This window comes from Shewanella sp. HL-SH4 (assembly GCF_051164845.1).
In the GTDB taxonomy this organism is placed as follows: Bacteria; Pseudomonadota; Gammaproteobacteria; order Enterobacterales; family Shewanellaceae; genus Shewanella; species Shewanella glacialimarina.
In genome coordinates, this window is record NZ_CP195037.1 from 1,350,533 (window position 1) to 1,369,277 (window position 18,745).

The window sequence follows — 18,745 nt, forward strand, 5'->3', positions numbered from 1 at the left end:
AAAGCTTTAGACCATAACACATTAAATAAGTTGCAGAAAAGTTAAACTAAAGTTGCACTAATAAAAAACTGTCCTAACCTTAATAGTGAATATAACCTCACTGTTAAGGTTTTTCTATGAAAAAGAAGATAGCAATTGTCATCAGTTCACTATTTCTGGCATCGCCAGCTGTAGCTGAAGTGAATATTTCAGGCTTTGCTTCGGTCGTCGGTGGTCAAGTGCTCGAAGGCTCCGGCGTTGAAGAGTTTGATTTAGGCCCCTCATTTCTAGCAGATTACCCTTTAGTGGGTGTCTATGAAGAAGAAATCAGTTTTAACCCAGATACATTAATTGGTATTCAATTCAGTGCCGATTTGATGGAAGGCTTATCAGCAACAGCTCAAGTAGTATCAAGAGGCGCTAATGATTTTTCTGCCGATTTTGAATGGGCTTATGTATCGTATGATGTAAACGATAACTGGACATTACAAGGGGGTAAAAAGCGTCTTCCCCTCTATTATTACAGTGATTTTTTTGATGTCGGTTATGCGTATACTTGGATTAGACCGCCTGCAGACAACTATACTTGGCAAATATTTAACTACAATGGGGTTAGTGCACTTTACAACTATTTAGTTGGTGATTGGACCGTGTCTGGTCAAGTTTATTATGGTAAAGAGGAAAGTGACCCAAATAAACTGTTATCTGAGTTTTTCTTTTTAGAAAGTACCCGTGAAATTTGGAAAGATATTGGCGGTATCGTTGTTCAATTTAATCGCGATTGGTTAGATATTCGCTTAACCCATATGCAATACACTAATGAACGCTATATTGATGATGTGCAACAAGAGTGGGATGGCAGCACAGAGCGAAAAGGTAAGTTTTATGGGTTATCGGTCAATATCGATTATGAAAACTTTATCTTATTAACTGAATTAAATCGTCTGTCTTTACAGGGTGACGATCTAGATACTTACTTAATCACCCTTGGTTACAGAATTAGCGATTTTACCCCTTACGTTTCTTATTCTGACTTTAATGATGGTGTTGGTGGCGAAGTTCATAATACGACATCATTTGGCGTTCGTTGGGATTTTCATCCTTCTGCTGCCCTTAAAGTGCAATATGATGACGTAGAAGATAATGGCGGGCCGGGCTTGAAAGTTGCCGGTGATGCTAAAGCGGTTTCTGTTGGTATTGACTTAGTATTCTAGGAGAGAGATATGAATAAATTACTATGCTCAATCCTGTTGAGCTTAATATCACTGCAAGCATCCGCGGCAATTGCGGTTATTGTTCACCCGAGTAACGCTGACAGTATCGATCAAAAATATATCGAAAACATCTATCTTGGTAAAGTAAAGTCGTTCCCCAGTGGAGAGCAAGTTGTCCCAATTAATATGGATGCGTCACAGGCGGCTAAAGAGACATTTGACTCTGCTGTATTAAGTAAGTCAGCAAGTCAGCTAAAAGCTTATTGGTCGAAGAAAATGTTTACTGGTAAAGGGACACCACCCAAAGAAGTATCCAGTACCGAGGACATGATCAAATTGATCTCTTCAAACCCAAGTATGATTGGTTATATAGACAGCGGCTCAGTGAATGACACAGTAAAAGTGGTTGCCGAGTTTTAGGCCTGTCAATATTTTAGGGTCAGGCGGCGATATTTACACGGTTAAGATAAGCTAAAAAAATGCCAACGGTAACTTAAACGTTATCGCTGGCATTTTTATTTCTTCATGCTTAAATATTTCTTTATGCTTATAACTTTTGCTGACGCGCTTGATGAAGCTTCTTGTAGCTTTCAATCAGCCTTAAATGCGGCTCGATCCCTTCTAAATTGATACTGGTTTTAGTTAAACCATAAAAACGTACCTTGCCCGAGACAGACCCAACCACATTCTCCATTACCTCAGCACCAAACATTCTATTAAAGTTACCGATAAAGTGTTCTAGCGCTAAGTCTTCATCTAAGGTCACTTCAAGCACGGCATTGACTGCTTGATAGAATAAGCGGCGTTGTACAGTATTGTCATTAAACTGCAAAAACTCCTCGACTAATTCCAGGGCATCTTCATGCTGTCCTAGTGCCAAGTAAATCATTATTTTGAGTTCAATAATGGTTAGCTGCCCCCAAACCGTATTCTCATCAAAAACGATACCAATTAAGGTACCAATATCTGTCTGGTTATCAAGCTGGCTTTCTTCTAAACGATTAACTAACTTGCCTAGGGCTTTAGTGCTTAACGAGTGCAGGTTTAAAATATCCTCACGATAAGCAAGCGACTTATTGGTGTTGTCCCATATTAAGTCATCCACTGGGTACACTTCGGAATATTCCGGCACTAATATACGGCAAGCTGAAGCGCCTAATTCAGTAAATTCAGCGATATACACTTCTTTACCCATAGCGTCTAAAATACCGAACAGTCCACTCGCTTCTTCTTCACTGGTGCCGGAGAAATCCCATTCACAGAACTCATAGTCATACTTGCTGCTAAAGAAGCGCCAAGATATTACCCCTGTTGAATCAATAAAGTGCTCAACAAAGTTTTCAGGTTCAGTCACTGCCATACTATTAAATGTTGGTTTTGGCACATCGTTTAAGCCTTCAAAACTGCGCCCTTGTAACAGCTCAGTTAAGCTGCGTTCTAGCGCCACTTCAAAACTTGGGTGTGCTCCAAACGAGGCGAATACGCCGCCAGTTCTTGGATTCATTAAGGTCACACACATCACAGGGAATTGGCCACCTAATGACGCATCTTTCACCACAATAGGGAAGCCTTGTTCTTCCAAGCCTTTAATGCCCGCTAGAATGCTAGGGTACTTTTCAAGTACCGACATTGGCACATCTGGTAGCACTATTTCTTGTTCAATGATTTGACGCTTTACTGCACGCTCAAAAATTTCAGATAAACACTGCACATGGGCTTCTTGTAGGTTATTACCCGCGCTCATGCCATTACTTAAAAACAAATTTTCGATTAGATTAGACGGGAAATATACCGTTTCACCATCAGACTGACGCGTATAAGGAATAGCACAAATACCGCGAGCAATATTGCCTGAATTGGTATCAATTAGGTGCGAGCCATTTAGCTCTTCATCTGGATTATAAATATCTAAACAATACTCATCTAATAGGCCGGTTGGTAGTGAGTCATCCTCTTCTAAAGCAAACCATTTCTCATTCGGATAATGGACAAATTCGCTATTGGCGATCTCAACACCATAGAATTGATCATTGTAGAAAAAGTTATTGTTTAAACGCTCAATAAACTCGCCCAAGGCTGAACACAGTGCGCTTTCTTTGGTGGCGCCTTTACCATTGGTAAAACACATAGGTGATGCTGCATCACGAATATGTAAAGACCATACATTTGGCACTATGTTACGCCACGATGAAATTTCAATTTTCATCCCAAGGTCAGCTAACATGGTGGTCATGTTTTGAATAGTTTGTTCAAGGGGTAAGTCTTTACCTAAAATAAAGGTACTGGAATCGCCTTCAACTTGCCCCATCAACATTGCATTGGCATCGGCATCGAGATTTTCAACGGTTTCAATTTTAAATTCTGGACCTGTTTGCACCACTTTCTTCACGGTACAGCGATCAATAGAGCGCAAAATCCCTTCGCGATCTTTATCAGAAATATCAGCAGGTAGCTCTACTTGAATTTGGAAAATTTGGTTATAGCGATCTTCAGGATCAACAATATTGTTTTGCGACAATCTGATATTTTCAGTCGATATATCACGCGCTTTACAGTACACCTTAATAAAATAGGCGGCACATAAGGCAGACGAGGCAAGGAAGTAATCAAAGGGACTCGGCGCAGAACCATCACCCTTGTAGCGAATAGGTTGATCAGCCGTGACGGTAAAGTCATCGAACTTGGCTTCTAGTCTTAAATTGTCGAGAAAATTTACTTTGATTTCCATTGAATACGCCTACAGTCATTCACGGCCAAACGGCCAAATTATCTAATTAAGGTGAATTATCGGTGTTTTTGGCCCAATAGTCTTGGGTTTATTCAACAAAAAGTTTGAATTAAGCTGATAACAGCAAAGCATAATGGGAAAGATCAAAATAGAGCTGCAACATACTATGGGACGTTAATACTTTTATTTTTGCTTTTCTGACTCTCTCATCACCAAAAGAAACGTAAGGTACATTTTAGTGGGCAATGACAGCACCATGCCAAAGGCAACGCACATGGCGCTGATAATAATGCCTTTTACGCCCATGGCTTCAACGGTTTCACTGAAGTTGTGCAGATAAATACCCGTCAGAATTAAGCTAATTCCTATCGTTATACTGGTTTTTAGTAACAAGATAAGCCTAGCATCAGTCACTTTTATCTCTTAATTTTAAGGATTACGTATAACTAATATAGTGCCCTTAAATGACCAATGCCACCGTGATTCAGATCATGCCAGTAACTTTCTAACTTAGCTTAATAACTTGACTTAAACTCTGTATTTGATGGATGGCTAATCACCATCAACGGATAGCAGGGATAAATCTTGATCGGGTTTAGCATAACTTAAACGACTTAATCGCTTGGTAGTGTGATAACCATCAAGCCCTGATACAGCAACGGTTTCCAGTGACTCTATATCAATATAGCCATCGGCTTTTAACGCTTGTTCAACAAATAAAACGTGGCTGATTTCACCAATCACTAAAATGGTGTTATTAATGGCGAGCGGGATAATCTCACGCACTTGCAAAGAAAACTTCAGCCGACTTTGTGCCACAAATGGCGCAGCAACATCGTTAATGTATTCAGCGGTTAAGCCCACTTGTTCAAATTCAGACACACCAACATCATAACGGGCGGAAGTTTGATGAGCCTGCTTATAAATCTGTGCCGAAACCTGATTAATAGTATAAACCCCAGTTTGTTTAATGTTGTCTAAGGTATCTCTAGGCACACCATCGGGGCGGATAATCATTCCCATTAATGCGGGATCTGCACCAATATGAAACGCTGAGCTAATCATAGATAAATTAGTTATGCCCTTTGCGTCTTGAGTGCCTACTAAATTGGCACTCTTAAAGCCCGATAAGCTGTTAATAAAACGTGCTCTAAAACGTGGTTCTAGCGCGGTTATATCTTCAGAAGTTAAGTGTTTCATTAATGGTTTATCCTAAAATTAACAGGCAGATAGTATCTATTATGTCTTATAGCGCTGATAAATTAGCCAATAAATGTTCCGCATGATCTAAAATAATCTGGCGATCTTCCGCTGGTTTTTTTAACCAATTGCCGTAGACCATTTTAGTGCGTGGATTAGCGCTAAAGTCATTTTGATGCCGGCTCATAAAGTGCCAATATAATGAGTTCAACGGACAAGCATTGGCGCCGTGCGCCTTAGTGACTTGATAGACACAGTCACCGCAGTAATCACTCATTTTATTGATGTAGTTACCACTGGCCGCATAGGCTTTCGAGCCTACAATACCGCCATCAGCAAATTGACTCATGCCTCTGGTATTGGGCATTTCAACCCACTCAATAGCATCGATATAAATGCCTAAATACCAAGCATCGACCTCATCGGGTTGAATGCCTGCGATTAAACAAAAGTTGCCTGTGACCATCAAGCGTTGAATATGATGTGCATGGGCATATTCAAGCGATTGCTTAATTGCGTGATGCTGGCAATTCATTTTAGTATTGCCGGTCCAAAACCAATCGGGTAGCGCCCTTGATGCGCCAAGTGCATTTAGCTTGGAATAGTTCGGCATATTGGCCCAGTAAATCCCCCTCACAAACTCGCGCCAACCGATTATTTGCCTCACAAAGCCTTCTATTTGCGCTAGAGTTATTTCGCCATTAGACGACTCAAAATGTGCAATAGCGGTATTAACAACGCATTGGGGACTGATCATTTTAGTATTAAGGGCGAAGGACAACCGTGAATGATAAAGGGTCCACTGCTTAGATTCGCCCAAAGTATCTAATTTAGCCGTCATTGCATCTTGAAACTGTCCGAATCTGACTAAGCAAAAGCGGCAAAAATGATCTAAAAGAGATAATGCTTGTTGCCGGTTGACTGGCCACAACAAGGTGGTATTCACTTCACCTAGGGTATGAATGTTATGCCGTTGAATTCGCTCCCATATTGATGTGACATCATTACTAAATAACAAGGGTTCAGGTACAGAAACAAAGTCTTTGGGTTTTAATTTTTGACGATTTTGCTGATCGAAATTCCATTGGCCTCCAGTAGGTTCAGTCCCTTGCATCATCACATTAAATCGTAGTCGCATTTTACGGTAAAAGTGTTCTAGCCGATGTTTTTTATCCTGCTGAAAATAGTCAGACAACTCAGCATCCGTTAAATAAAAATGCTCGGTCTCATAAGATGTTGCTGTGATAGTTAACCCTTGAGTAAAAGTATCAAGTTGCTTGCGTAAGCGGTATTCATCAGCAAGTTGATATTCAAATTCTGTAACACTGTAACGCTGAAATAAGGCCGTCAGTAATGCTGGTAAGTCTTGATATTGTGCAGTGTCATCTAAGGTTAGGTGCAATACACGATGGCCCGCCTGCTCAAGCGCTACAGCAAACTGCGACATAGCGGCAAAGAAGGCTGATATTTTTTGGGCATGATGCTGGGTATAACTGGCTTCTTGGTGCAGCTCGGCAATAACATACAAGGTATGTTGATCTTTTTCACGAAACCAAGAATGCGAGGCATTAAGTTGGTCGCCTAAAATTAACCGCAACCTTTTTGCTGACTTCATCTCTCACTCCGGTTCACTGTCTGAATGGCCATTATTTGATCTATTCTGGTGTTAATACTACTGGGCTTATCGGGGCGCAAATTAGCATGTTCAACATCGCTACCCTCAGTTAGGTTTGGGAGTATAGCTTTACGTTCACCAGCGCAGCGTTTAGAACAATATTTAACGTTTTGCCAATCCTTTTGCCATTTTTTACGCCAGTTAAATGGACGTAAACACACCAAACATATCTTAGACGGAAGCTGGGATTTTTTCATCTAATCTGGCCTCACATGACGTTGCAAAAGTCGATAAGCTTCCCGCTTAACCTCAGGCTTAGTGCGCCACTGCCAAAGTAAACTTTGGGCCGCTTTATAGGTTTCACCTAAGTCGACTATCGGTGCAGGATAATCTGTACCTATGTTAACTTGATACATCATTTGCTCCATGGCAGATAACTGCCAAGGTGAATGAATTAAAGGTGCAGGTATTTCGGCAAGTTCTGGCACCCAACGTTTAACAAATTCACCTTGAGGATCTTTTTCCAGCCCTTGCTTAACAGGACTATAAATCCGAATAGTATTAATACCGGTCACCCCAGCTTGCATCTGAAATTGGCTGTAATGTATACCTGGCTCGAAATCTAAGAATAACCGCGCTAAATGTTTAACCCCTAAACGCCAATCTATTTGCAGGTGATGAGTTAAAAAACTGACTAACATGGCGCGCATTCTAAAATTAATATAACCGGTATGATGCAAGCAGCGCATATAAGCATCAACCATAGGCACGCCAGTTTGACCTTGCTCCCATGCAAGCAGCTTATTATCAGCATCATCACCGTGAGCACGTGGTAGGTTGGTATAACCTCGATTTACTGGACGAAATTCCATCTCAGATTCACTTTCAAACTTCTGAATAAAATGACAATGCCAATGTAATCTCGAACTCAGTGCCACTAAGCTTCGCCGCCAGCCTTTGGTATGCCAATGACTAAGCAGATGATGATAAACTTGACGCAGACTGATATTACCCCAAGCAAGATAACTGGATAAACGTGAGCAATGCTGCTGGCTCAGTTCCGGGCTAGACAAACTATAGGCATAAGACTGACCACGACCTTGAAAAAATGATTCAAGCGTTTGCCATGCCATGCTTTCGCCCCCAAGTTGAAAGTCACCTTTGTCCTGGTTAAAGTGTTGCGCAACATCAGCCAGCGAATGGCAAGCAAACGGCTCTATTAGCCAGTTTACTGTGGCTAAGTTTATCGACTCAAATTGATAACGCATCACCTGTTGCCAGTACTTATCCCAATGTTGACGATTAGGTAAACCGCGAATAACCGCCGCATAGGGCGTTTCATACCAAGCAATATCTTCTATATCGCACCAATGTTTAATATCAATATCACGATCAAAGGTCACCTTTAGACCCACTTCTTGATGGGAAAATAACTGCGTAATACCATACTTATGGTGCAAATCAGACAAAGTTTGTATGGCTGGATCTGCACTGCACAGTAAACTGCCTTGGGGCAACTTGGTTTGCATATCAGTCAGAGATTCAATAATAAATTGCCAGTGCCTTGACGAATAATGTGGGTCATTCACTAAAATTGGCTCAAAGCAATAAACCAGCAGCACCGGTAAGCCGCTATTAATTGCATTAACTAAAGGCTGATGATCAGATAGTCTTAAATCTCGTTTTAACCATACAACGGCTATAGACATTAACTTTCCTCTGAAGACATTTCAGCAGACATTGGCCAATCTGCAGCATCAACTGAATCTAAATGACACACTCCCTGCTCGCCCTGCCATTTTTGAATAAATACATTGTCCGGATCATATGTTTTACTTTGTTTGGCGATATTAAAATGACGACCACCTCTTGGATCTGCACCCACGCCGGCAATGTATTGCCAATTACCCCAGTTTGAAGCGACATCATAATCGATAAGCTGTTTTTCAAAATATGCCGCGCCATAGCGCCAATCAACGCCTAACTCGTTGACCAGGCAACTGGCGACAATTTGCCTGCCCCGGTTGGACATATATCCAGTGGCATTGAGTTGCTTCATACAGGCATTAACTAACGGATACGGTGTTGTGCCATGGCACCACTTTTGAAAACGTTCAGGAAAGTAACTGGTTAAAGGCGCGGTTTGTTTGCCTCCTTTGAAGTTAAATAATTGCGTTTCTAGCCTCAAGGCTAACCAATGGAAATATTCTCGCCAAAGTAATTCAAAGCCTATCCAATAGGTAGAATCATTAGCACCATGTTGATCTTCATATTGACGGACAGCAGTCCAAATTTGGCGAGCAGAAAGATTACCATGGGCTAAAAAAGGGCTAAATTTAGTCGAATTATCAAAACCATCCAGCTCATTACGCGTCACCTTATATGTGCTGGGTAAATCGCTACTGAAGTAGTGATGTAAATGCTTGAGCGCACTTAGCTCGCCACCTAACATCAATGACTTTTGTTGATGCTGACTTGCCAAAACTAAAGGCAATCCCATTTGGTGTTGATCAAACAAAGCTGTGTCAATAATGAATGGATTAGGCAGTGTATCTAACCAAGTTTGGCAAGATTGAGACACTTCAAGACGGTATTTTTCCAACTTGCGCCTGAACTGCGAGAAACTCGAAAACTCAGTATCGAATTCATTCATTTGCTCATAACTGAATAAGCTATCACTCCACTCTGACACAAACTTCACTTGTGTTAGCTTTTGCTTTAGTCGCTGCCAAAGTTTGATTTCATTCCAACCGACATTATCTGAATAACCGACTAAGTTAATTTTGTTTGATTGCACAATATGAGAAATCACCACATCAGGTTTGCCATAACAAACATGCAGTTGGTGACCCAAAAGGCTAAGTTGACTGCAAAGATCGTCAAGCGACTGCAGTATAAAATCAAGTCGATGCTGGCCGATAGAAGTTTGCTGGTAGTTATTCGCTTTCAATAACATAGGGTCAAACACATACACAAAAGCGATTTCAGTGCTTTGACGGATCAAGGCACTCAAAGCAAGGTTATCTTTTAATCTTAAGTCGTTGGTAAAACAAAACAAGCCGCGATATGAAGACAAGTCATACTCACAATGTCAGTGAAACATGATTGTTGTACGAGCTAAATTAAAAAAAAGTTTAGTCTTGTGAGTCTATATGGTGTCAGTTTCTATTGATTAATGTGCTGAAAATTAATATCTATCCAAGGCTGCGTTAATCCGCTCATTAAAAAAGGCCATCAATTTTAGTTGATGGCCTTTAAAGTATTCAATTTGAGCGATTAACGCTTAGGCTTTCTAGACGGGCTAGGTTTACCTTTGCCGTTTTGTGCCTGACCTTTAGTTTGCCCCCTTGGCGCTCCTTTTGCCTGACCTTTATGTTTTGTGCTGCGATTATGCTGCATGAAGTGTTCTGGCCCTTCAATTTTATCGCGCAATGATTCGGTTTTAGGCTTAGGTTTTGGCTTTTTCTTGGCCACAGATTTTTTATCTTCTGATGATGAGTCTTTTATCATATCAAACAACACATCGAGTTCTTGCTTATCTAAATCGCGCCACTCACCGATAGGTAATCCCTTAAGGCTAACATTCATGATTTGTTGGCGTTCAAGCTTAGTCACTTCAAAACCAAAATGCTCACACATACGTCGAATTTGACGGTTTAATCCCTGTACAAGTACAATTTTAAAAGCATAAGGTGCAACTTGTTCAACTTTACACTTTTTCGTTACTACACCAAGAATAGGTACACCTGCAGCCATACCTTTAATAAAGCTATCGGTAATCGGTTTATTAACCGTAACCACATACTCTTTGTCGTGATTATTACCTGCTCGGAGGATTTTATTAACCAAGTCACCGTTATTCGTCAAAAAGATTAACCCTTGCGAGTCTTTATCTAACCGACCAATAGGAAAAATACGTGTTGAATGATTAACAAAATCAACAATATTGTCGCGTTCAGTTCCTTCTGTAGTACTAACAATGCCCACTGGTTTATTCAGCGCAATAAATACCAGGTCTTCTGCATCCTTAGGTTCGATATCGTGACCATTAACCTTAACTTTATCGCCAGCGTTAACATGATCGCCTACCTGGGCACGCTTACCGTTAATAAATACATTACCTTGCTCAATATAACGGTCGGCATCACGTCTTGAGCAAATGCCACTTTCGCTGATGTATTTATTTAGGCGGATAGCTGAATCTGTCACTTTAGAATTCCTATGGGTAAAATTTGTCAATCAATGCCGTTATATGGTCATGATGTCAACACAGTAAAAATCAACATTACAGAGGTATCAATATAAGGATCAATACAAGGCTTAACGTCGATGCTGAGTTTATCAATTTTTAGATGCCTTGCATAAGCCTGAATACACAATAATGAGGAAATTGAAGTTGCAACAAATACCTGAGGCTATTCGCCCTAAAAGTAACCGGTAAATGTGAGCTACATAGGGGCATCAAATGATTTATGCCATCACAACAAGCGATAACTTAAGGAAACGTCGTAATTGAACAGTGGTAATAATGTGGGGGAGTATTAATAGGTTTAAAATAGACTTGCTGAAATAGAATAGTTAACAATAAATAGGCTTAAAATAGGATGTACTGGCAGTAGATTTGCCGGAGAAAGTCTTACTTAATATCAAATTTTAGGCAAAAAAAAGCGCAAACAGCCGCTAGACTATTTGCGCTATCTTACTAAAGTAAGAACTTACTCAGCAGTAACGTTAGCTGCTTGAGGACCTTTTTGGCCTTGTTCTACTTCGAAAGATACTTTTTGGCCTTCAGCTAAAGTTTTGAAACCATCTGAAGTGATTGAACGGAAGTGAACGAAAACGTCCGCGCCGCCGTTATCAGGAGTAATAAAGCCAAAACCTTTATCTTCGTTAAACCATTTTACTAAACCAGTTGTTTTAGACATTTTGTGTCCCTTATATAATAATTAATAAATCTATCGCGAAAATGCGATGCACTGAAGCTTGAATTATTGAATGTGACTATAAAGCTAAGGGAAACACTGTGGATAACAACGATAAAACGAAGAGATCTAAAGCTTTTCTTTTACTTAATATTCATTAATAACTCTGTTTGCCAGAGCAGGCTACATAATACCTCAGTTTTGATTATTGTAAAGACTTAATTAGTGCAAATTTATAAATACACCGTCTTTATTTTAAGGCAATACAATCAAACTGCTGCAATACAATGATGACCAACTCTCTCGCCTAAACATTCTAGTACAGAGAATTCGGTCTTTCCATTTCTTTGTTGAACTATTTTTAAGGGAACAACCCTTGTTTTAACAATGTGCCTCAAACTGAAAGACTGAAGAAGCTCTGATTGGCCATATAATTCATGGAATTGGTGAAATTTGTCTTACTAGAGTGCAGATATAGCTATCCATTACGGATACTTATTATAGGAATACAAAAATAGCGGATAAAAAAGTAGGCCATAGAAAAGTAGCGAATAAAAAAGCGCTACTTTTTGTTTATATTAATTAACTAAGTTGATTAAACCTGCGCAAGTTTAGCAACCAACTAGATCAATCAGTTGCTAAGTTAAAAGGCCTTTTAACTAAAAATTAGTTACCCCAAGGATTTTTAGGGTCTTGCGATGGCGCTGGTCGATTGCTACTAGAACGTTTGTTCTGTGCGTAAGCGTCTTGGGTTCTTGGCTTATCTTTACCATATTTAGGGCGACTATTATTTCGCTTCATCTCTTGATAATCCGATGTCGCTTTGTCACGCATCTCAGCAACTAATTCCACGGTTAGCTCTTGAGGTTTACGCGGCATAATGCCATCAAAAAATCCGCGTTCTCGAGGTTTTAACTCAAACTGCGCCGCACTGCCTTTAGGCATACGTTTAAAACGATAAAGGTAAAAGTTTTCTACGCGTTCCCTAGCCCATTCAGTCTTTTTTAAAAACTTCACAGCGGCTTCCATACTTGGGTTAGTATGAAAACACTCTAAACGCAGTGCTGCGTAAAGGATTTTCCAATCGTAAAAGTCAACTAGCTCTGTCACCATGGTTTCTAATTTTAAACCATGTAGTGGGTTATTCTGTTGTAATTCAATCATAAAGAGTTCCAATAACCGAATTTTCGGTTTTTTTGTAGCAAAAACGACAACGGTATCAATATCAATCTATTCAATATGAGCCGCCGAATACGCCTATGATAGCAAATAATCATATCACTCAGCCATCATCCTTATCTCAGCGAACCACTAATATAAAAATAGCTTAGATATCAAATCTAAGCTATTGCAATCATATGAGTAAAACCCTTATCAGAGTAACCCCCATATTAAGCGGCCCAAAAGAGGCCTATGCTGTGTGGTAATGCTCTAAAATTTTACCTAAACTTTCTGATGCTTTAGATAAATCTTTAACACTATTTGACGACTGCTTTGCCAGGTCTTTAATTGTATTGGCTTTTTGACGGATATCACTTAGCTCCGATGCAATATCATTTGCGACTGCACTTTGCTGCTGCGATGATGCGGCAATCTGGAAGCTCATATCGATGACGACTTGAGAAGATTCGTTAATTGAACTGACATCGGTACCAATAAGACTCACAAGCTCGCTACTGGTTTGCGCTTGCTTAACAGTATTCTGAGTAATACGGTCCATATTGTTGGTTTCTGATTGTAAGTTTTCAATCATAGTATGAATTTCTACCGTTGCAGCCTGAGTTCTACTGGCTAGGGTACGCACTTCATCTGCCACTACCGCAAAACCACGACCCATCTCGCCTGCGCGCGCAGCTTCAATAGCAGCGTTTAACGCCAGTAAGTTAGTTTGCTGGGAAATAGCATTAATAGTAGTGATGACATCATTAATATTAACCGCGTTTGTTTTTAGCGTATTAACTGACTCAGAGGTTTGCTCAATAAGCACTGATAATTGCTCAATCTCACTAATCGCTTTTTGGACTCGCTCAAAACTTTGACTAATAGATTTTGAGTTTTGCTCAACTTGACTGACTGATTTCTGCGAGATGCTAGACACCTCGGCAGCAGAAGCTGTCATTTCCTCCATTGCCGTAGCAACCGAATCAAGAGATGAATACTGGTGATCAATTTGCAATTCGCTTTCATGGTTTACATTGGCAAACGAATTTGAAGTACTGTTTAATGTTTTAGCATTCGCTTTAACTGTAGTGACCAACTCACTCAAAGTATCCATGGCTTTATCAAGTGCACAACCAATGGTACCAAACTCATCCCGGCCAGGATGGAAACCTAATCGAGAGGTAAGATTACCCTTGCCAATGTTTTCGGTCGTATTCCAAAGCACCCACAGCGCCCCGCCAATAAAGGTCGCATTCCAGTAAATAATTAACCCGAAAGGCAATAGCCATAACAGGGTTAAAAACGCACTCGTTAACGCATCACTTTTAGCTGCGGCTTCTTGATTGGCTACAGACTCAGTCAAAGCGTAATTCTCACCAGATGTTGCACGCATAACAGCAGTGATAGAGTCTCGGTTACGGCTTGACTGAGATAAGCCTGTAGTTTGAATATTTAATTTATCTAACTTATCTGTTTGTTCAGCACCATCAGTCGCTTGCAAAATACCTTTTAATTGGCTTTCAAGCATAAATTGTGACTGCTGCTCTATTTGGTTGATATTGTCTTGATAACGAAAAGTCGCTAGGCTGATTATTGCAAGTGCAAAGACACCAAATATGACCCAAAATTTGTCATTAATAGACATTTTAATAAATATTTTATCAATACTACGAAAATCAACTTCTTTCATACTTCAGTCCAACTCTTTAGTGATGACGGCATTTATGCAATCTTAGATTAAAAATGTACAAATGACAGCAAGGATAAATATAATATCTACATAGGACAAAAAACATGGCATTTGAGGTACATCATAAACATATCTTTTAGTATAAATAAACGTCACATTGACTTTGATGTAGAAAAACCCTCGTTTGGGCATTCCATCCTACGCATATTTACGGTATAAGGACGCAATGAAAATCCCAAAAAGAATCCAACCTCTGGTTGAAGAAGGCTTGGTGGACGAAGTCCTCAGTCAATTAATGAGTGGCAAAGAAGCTACTGTTTATGTCGTGCGTTGCGGCGAGGATATTCGCTGCGCCAAAGTTTATAAAGATGTAGACAAGCGAAGCTTTAAACAAGCGGTGCAATATCAAGAAGGCCGTAAAGTTCGCAATAGTCGCCGCGCTAGAGCGATGGAAAAGGGATCGAAATTTGGCCGCGACCAACAAGAAGAAGCCTGGCAGAATGCCGAGGTCGATGCACTGTATAAGCTAGCGGATGCAGGCGTACGTGTGCCTAAGCCTTATGGCTGCTATTCAGGCGTATTGTTGATGGAATTAGTCACAGATGATGACGGCATGGTTGCACCACGCCTGAACGACGTTGAAATGACTACCGAGGATGCCATTCGCGATCATGCCAGCATGATTGAATATACTAAGTTAATGTTATGTGCCGGTTTAGTTCATGGTGATTTATCTGAATTTAATGTTCTTGTTGATAGCAATGGACCTGTCATTATTGACCTACCTCAAGCTGTTGATGCGGCCGCCAATAATAATGCAGAATGGATGTTTGCCCGCGATGTGAACAACATGACCAATTATTATAGTCAGTTCGCTCCAGAGCTTGCCGTGACTAAGTATGCCAAAGAAATGTGGGCATTATTTGAAGCGGGTGAGTTAACGCCACAGTCAAAACTGACTGGCGAATTCCAAGAAAGTGAACATATTGCCGATGTGGGTGCCATTCTTGAGGAAATTAATGCTGCTAGGGAAGAAGAACAAGAACGTTTACAGCGAATTGTAGACGCAAATTCTGACCAAGACTAGTTTGTAGAATCGATGATATAAAATGTTCATGGTGCTTTACTGTTCACTAGTGGAGTTGTTCTACTCCACTTAATTTAGCCTTAGCCGCATATGATGACTTAACTTCTCTCTATTTTTTGACGTGAGCTAACTCTTAAAAATAATTTCTCAGCAAATCAATATTATTCTAATTTAATCATCTTTGGCGCTAGCGATGAGCGGGATAGCAGGCTAGGATGAAGTAAGTTTAGTAAAATATTAATTTCTACGTAAGAGAATTCATTCCACGCTCAATACCAAAGCAAAACAGTGGCCAATATGATATTGAAAAATACATTGTTATTTACTCTGCTATTCTGTTGCCAGTCTTACATTGTTTGGGGGCAAAATGCAGAATCAATTTGTTCTGAACCGATAAAAGTCGGCTTTAATGATTGGGCACCCTACTCTTGGGTTGATGCCTCAGGTAATGCTGTCGGACTCGATATCGACATGCTTACTCTTGTTGCTAATAATCTTGGCTGCCAAGTAAACTTTATCCACATGCCGATTAAGCGTGCTCACCAAATGTTAAAGGCTGGCACCTTAGACATGATGATGGGAGCCAGCTACACAAAAGAGCGAGAGAAGTATGCCTTTTTTAGCCAATCATACAGAGATGAAGAAATAAGATTGTTTACCAAGGCAGATACCTTACCTCAAATTAGTATAGAAAAATGGCAGGATATTTTTAGTCAGAAGTTAACGCTGTTAGTGCCTACCTATGGCTGGTATGGGAAGGACTATTTACAGTCAAAAGCAGAATTACAAAATCAGGGCTTATTAGTTATTAGCCAGGATGCGGCACAATCGGTAAGGATGCTCGCCTATAAAAGAGGCGATATTCTGATCGGCGACTCCATTTCTTTACCTTACATAGCGAATCAATCAGAGAATCTTGCGCTAGAACCATTACCTCTTCTTGTAGACAGCAATAAAATTCATTTCATGTTAAGTAAACAAACAAAAAGCTCTGGCTTATTACAGGAAATAAACAATGCCATCTCAACCCTATCAAACCGCGGGGCATTAGCAAAGGTGGTTAACAAATGGCAGAATATTTCTGTGGCACAAACTCCAAAAACATCTACTGAAGAACCAATCCAAGCACCTGCTGTTATAGACAATCATGGTGCTTTCAATTATACGGGCCAAGGGCAGCTAAGCCGTTAGTGATTGATGACTAACACTGCTGCTTTAGGCTAGCGTTTTCCACTTAATCGCGCTGAAGTTATTACTTTAGAATAACAAAGTTAGCGTTAGATTATGTGTTTCCAGAGAAAACTTAATATAAATCAGCATTAAAACGGGCAACTCTTGCTTCAGCTACAGTGCAATCGGTGATCTGCATTAATTCACTTAAGGTGATATTGGGGCTTTGGATGATTAAACGTTTAAGCTTGTTTTCTAACGATTCTAACTTGTCAGCATGACCTAGTAAGCCTGTATCAATTTTTTGGATTAAATAACCAAACGCCTCAGTCTGCTCTGTTTTTAATCGCATTGAAAATGATTGCACCTGAATCGCCGAACCTATTATCAGCCAGTTCCTCGAACGACGCACACGTTTAAGCTCACAACCAGATTGCAAGGCTATAGCTTTAGCATGCTTAACATTGTTTCCCTCTATTCGATGAATAAGTGAAGGCAGTGAAATAGTGATCGGTTCATCCATTGATATTTTTACCAAGATAATGTTTATCGTTAACTGAATACAGAGGAACACAGTAACAAGTCGCCGCACCTAAAAATATAAAGCAATATTTTCAGATACTTAAATCAAAAACCACACTCTGAATTTTACATGAAAAAGATCACGCTTTTTGTTAGAAATATATTTTCAATTTGCTCTGCCAAACTGATTACTTTTTGTAGCCTTCTGATAGAATGCGCCGCGTCACATAAGTGTCATTTTGGAGTTGTTGCATGAGCGTTTCTCCCTTACCAATTGGCAATACATTGCGTTGGTTCAGTTTAATAGCATCACTGTATTTACTATTGCTTGCTGTCGCAATGATAAGTACAGGTTTTAAATTAGCAAGCGGTGAACAAGCAATGGCATTGTTTGAGTTTGCTTCACACCCTGTAACCGGATTAATGGTCGGTTTAATTGCCACCGCGTTAATCCAATCATCAAGTACTACTACCAGTATTATTGTCGGCTTAGTGGCTGGCGGTTTACCTCTACAAATCGCTATTCCCATGATCATGGGAGCAAATATAGGCACCACCTTAACCAATACCTTAGTTAGCTTAGGACACTTACGTTGTCAGCATGAATTTCGTCGTGCCTTTGCAGGCGCAACCGTACATGACTTTTTCAATTTACTCGCGGTGTGTATCTTCTTACCATTAGAAATTATGTTTGGCTTACTGGAAAAGTTAAGTGGCTGGATAGTCGCCCCCTTTGCCGCAATGGGCAGTTCTGGCGGCATTGGTTTCGATTTTATCAAACCGATGACAAAGCCTGTAACCGAATTTATTTCCAGCCAACTACAGTTTGAAAACCCAATCATTAATGGCACGATTGTCATTGGATTGGGTATATTCATTTTGTTTTTTGCGGTGTTATTTATGGGGCAGCAACTGAAAACCTTAATGGTTGGACGCGCAGAAACAATCTTAAAAACGGCATTGGGTCGCGGACCTGGTCATGGCATTGCAGCAGGTACAGCTGTGACAGTGCTGGTGCAGTCGTCATCCACCACCACAAGCTTAATTGTACCGTTAATAGGTAACAATATTATTACCCTTAAAGAAGCTTATCCCTTCACGCTAGGCGCAAATATTGGTACTTGTATTACTGCGCTCTTAGCTGCAATGGCAGTCTCTGGAGATCACGCAATATTGGGATTACAAATCGCACTTGTGCATTTGTGTTTTAACGTATTAGGCGTACTCGTGCTTTACGGCATTCCTTTGTTCCGTAACTGGCCGATTAATTGTGCTGAATGGTTAGCTGAAAAAGCCCAACAGAATAAGTTAACGGTAGTGGCTTATATCGCTACAGTCTTCTTTATTATTCCTGCGGCTTTGATTACGATAACCAACTGATGATCGTTTAGGTAAAATAAACTGATTAAAAAAGTGGGGTTCAGACAAAATCTGAACCCCATTTTTTATTTAACCCG

The 18,745-nt window shown here is 40.2% G+C and carries 16 protein-coding genes and 1 pseudogene; 5 read left to right on the forward strand and 12 right to left on the reverse strand.

Features of this window, described 5'->3' with window-relative positions:
* Positions 1-116: 116 nt before the first annotated feature.
* Complete coding sequence (locus ACRWQL_RS06835) at positions 117-1,193, forward strand: porin (RefSeq protein ID WP_434928325.1); 1,077 nt, start codon at positions 117-119, stop codon at positions 1,191-1,193.
* A 9-nt stretch (positions 1,194-1,202) separates the two neighbouring features.
* Complete coding sequence (locus ACRWQL_RS06840; protein ID WP_434928324.1) at positions 1,203-1,613, forward strand: phosphate ABC transporter substrate-binding protein; 411 nt, start codon at positions 1,203-1,205, stop codon at positions 1,611-1,613.
* 127 nt (positions 1,614-1,740) lie between these two features.
* On the opposite strand, the gene ACRWQL_RS06845 is transcribed toward ACRWQL_RS06840, so the two are convergent.
* From ACRWQL_RS06845 to ACRWQL_RS06895, 11 genes and pseudogenes are all read right to left on the reverse strand, one after another.
* On the reverse strand, positions 1,741-3,921 hold the full coding sequence (locus ACRWQL_RS06845; protein WP_434928323.1) for an OsmC domain/YcaO domain-containing protein: 2,181 nt from the start codon (positions 3,919-3,921) through the stop codon (positions 1,741-1,743).
* Between the two features lie 183 nt (positions 3,922-4,104).
* Positions 4,105-4,335, reverse strand: coding sequence for a hypothetical protein (locus ACRWQL_RS06850; RefSeq protein ID WP_434928322.1), 231 nt, complete (start codon positions 4,333-4,335; stop codon positions 4,105-4,107).
* A 138-nt stretch (positions 4,336-4,473) separates the two neighbouring features.
* Entirely contained in the window at positions 4,474-5,121 is a 648-nt protein-coding gene (locus ACRWQL_RS06855) for a flavin reductase family protein (protein WP_434952863.1), read from the reverse strand.
* A 46-nt stretch (positions 5,122-5,167) separates the two neighbouring features.
* Positions 5,168-6,736, reverse strand: coding sequence for a cryptochrome/photolyase family protein (locus ACRWQL_RS06860; protein ID WP_434952864.1), 1,569 nt, complete (start codon positions 6,734-6,736; stop codon positions 5,168-5,170).
* Positions 6,737-6,861: 125 nt separating this feature from the next.
* A pseudogene (locus ACRWQL_RS06865) lies at positions 6,862-6,993 on the reverse strand (DUF2256 domain-containing protein); the annotation flags it as partial.
* Entirely contained in the window at positions 6,994-8,445 is a 1,452-nt protein-coding gene (locus ACRWQL_RS06870; protein ID WP_434952865.1) for a deoxyribodipyrimidine photo-lyase/cryptochrome family protein, read from the reverse strand.
* Positions 8,445-9,812 carry a DASH family cryptochrome gene (locus tag ACRWQL_RS06875; RefSeq protein ID WP_434952866.1) on the reverse strand — a complete coding sequence of 456 codons (1,368 nt, stop codon included), beginning with the start codon at positions 9,810-9,812 and terminating at the stop codon, positions 8,445-8,447. The genes ACRWQL_RS06870 and ACRWQL_RS06875 overlap by 1 nt, the downstream gene beginning before the upstream one ends.
* 200 nt (positions 9,813-10,012) lie before the next feature.
* Positions 10,013-10,945, reverse strand: coding sequence for a 23S rRNA pseudouridine(2604) synthase RluF (gene rluF, locus ACRWQL_RS06880; RefSeq protein WP_434952867.1), 933 nt, complete (start codon positions 10,943-10,945; stop codon positions 10,013-10,015).
* 506 nt (positions 10,946-11,451) lie between these two features.
* Positions 11,452-11,661 (reverse strand): transcription antiterminator/RNA stability regulator CspE, encoded by a 210-nt coding sequence (gene cspE, locus ACRWQL_RS06885; protein WP_226411051.1) that lies wholly within the window; start codon positions 11,659-11,661, stop codon positions 11,452-11,454.
* Between the two features lie 663 nt (positions 11,662-12,324).
* Positions 12,325-12,822, reverse strand: a complete 498-nt coding sequence (locus ACRWQL_RS06890) for a VF530 family DNA-binding protein (protein ID WP_434928316.1) — start codon at positions 12,820-12,822, stop codon at positions 12,325-12,327.
* A gap of 247 nt (positions 12,823-13,069) precedes the next feature.
* Positions 13,070-14,509: a methyl-accepting chemotaxis protein gene (locus ACRWQL_RS06895; protein ID WP_434952868.1), complete on the reverse strand. Its 1,440-nt coding sequence runs from the start codon at positions 14,507-14,509 to the stop codon at positions 13,070-13,072.
* Positions 14,510-14,735: 226 nt separating this feature from the next.
* On the opposite strand from ACRWQL_RS06895, the gene ACRWQL_RS06900 reads away from it, so the two are divergent.
* A complete protein-coding gene (locus ACRWQL_RS06900) occupies positions 14,736-15,596 on the forward strand; it encodes a PA4780 family RIO1-like protein kinase (RefSeq protein WP_434940003.1) in 861 nt (286 codons plus the stop codon).
* Positions 15,597-15,893: 297 nt separating this feature from the next.
* On the forward strand, positions 15,894-16,787 hold the full coding sequence (locus tag ACRWQL_RS06905; protein ID WP_226411059.1) for a substrate-binding periplasmic protein: 894 nt from the start codon (positions 15,894-15,896) through the stop codon (positions 16,785-16,787).
* 112 nt (positions 16,788-16,899) lie between these two features.
* Here the strand turns inward: ACRWQL_RS06905 and ACRWQL_RS06910 are convergent, their stop codons facing one another.
* Positions 16,900-17,289 carry a ribosome recycling factor family protein gene (locus ACRWQL_RS06910; protein WP_434930478.1) on the reverse strand — a complete coding sequence of 130 codons (390 nt, stop codon included), beginning with the start codon at positions 17,287-17,289 and terminating at the stop codon, positions 16,900-16,902.
* Between the two features lie 251 nt (positions 17,290-17,540).
* Between ACRWQL_RS06910 and ACRWQL_RS06915 the strand changes: the two genes are divergently transcribed.
* Positions 17,541-18,668, forward strand: coding sequence for a Na/Pi symporter (locus tag ACRWQL_RS06915; RefSeq protein WP_434952869.1), 1,128 nt, complete (start codon positions 17,541-17,543; stop codon positions 18,666-18,668).
* Positions 18,669-18,745: the final 77 nt, after the last annotated feature.

Excerpts from the sequence above, each read along its gene's own strand:
- ACRWQL_RS06845 (WP_434928323.1), bottom strand. The coding sequence starts at position 3,921 with ATGGAAATCAAAGTAAATTTTCTCGACAATTTAAGACTAGAAGCCAAG.
- ACRWQL_RS06900 (WP_434940003.1), top strand. The coding sequence starts at position 14,736 with ATGAAAATCCCAAAAAGAATCCAACCTCTGGTTGAAGAAGGCTTGGTG.
- ACRWQL_RS06855 (WP_434952863.1), bottom strand. The coding sequence starts at position 5,121 with ATGAAACACTTAACTTCTGAAGATATAACCGCGCTAGAACCACGTTTT.
- ACRWQL_RS06890 (WP_434928316.1), bottom strand. The coding sequence starts at position 12,822 with ATGATTGAATTACAACAGAATAACCCACTACATGGTTTAAAATTAGAA.
- ACRWQL_RS06910 (WP_434930478.1), bottom strand. The coding sequence starts at position 17,289 with ATGGATGAACCGATCACTATTTCACTGCCTTCACTTATTCATCGAATA.
- ACRWQL_RS06870 (WP_434952865.1), bottom strand. The coding sequence starts at position 8,445 with ATGTCTATAGCCGTTGTATGGTTAAAACGAGATTTAAGACTATCTGAT.
- ACRWQL_RS06905 (WP_226411059.1), top strand. The coding sequence starts at position 15,894 with ATGATATTGAAAAATACATTGTTATTTACTCTGCTATTCTGTTGCCAG.
- ACRWQL_RS06840 (WP_434928324.1), top strand. The coding sequence starts at position 1,203 with ATGAATAAATTACTATGCTCAATCCTGTTGAGCTTAATATCACTGCAA.
- ACRWQL_RS06915 (WP_434952869.1), top strand. The coding sequence starts at position 17,541 with ATGAGCGTTTCTCCCTTACCAATTGGCAATACATTGCGTTGGTTCAGT.
- cspE (WP_226411051.1), bottom strand. The coding sequence starts at position 11,661 with ATGTCTAAAACAACTGGTTTAGTAAAATGGTTTAACGAAGATAAAGGT.
- ACRWQL_RS06895 (WP_434952868.1), bottom strand. The coding sequence starts at position 14,509 with ATGAAAGAAGTTGATTTTCGTAGTATTGATAAAATATTTATTAAAATG.
- ACRWQL_RS06835 (WP_434928325.1), top strand. The coding sequence starts at position 117 with ATGAAAAAGAAGATAGCAATTGTCATCAGTTCACTATTTCTGGCATCG.
- ACRWQL_RS06860 (WP_434952864.1), bottom strand. The coding sequence starts at position 6,736 with ATGAAGTCAGCAAAAAGGTTGCGGTTAATTTTAGGCGACCAACTTAAT.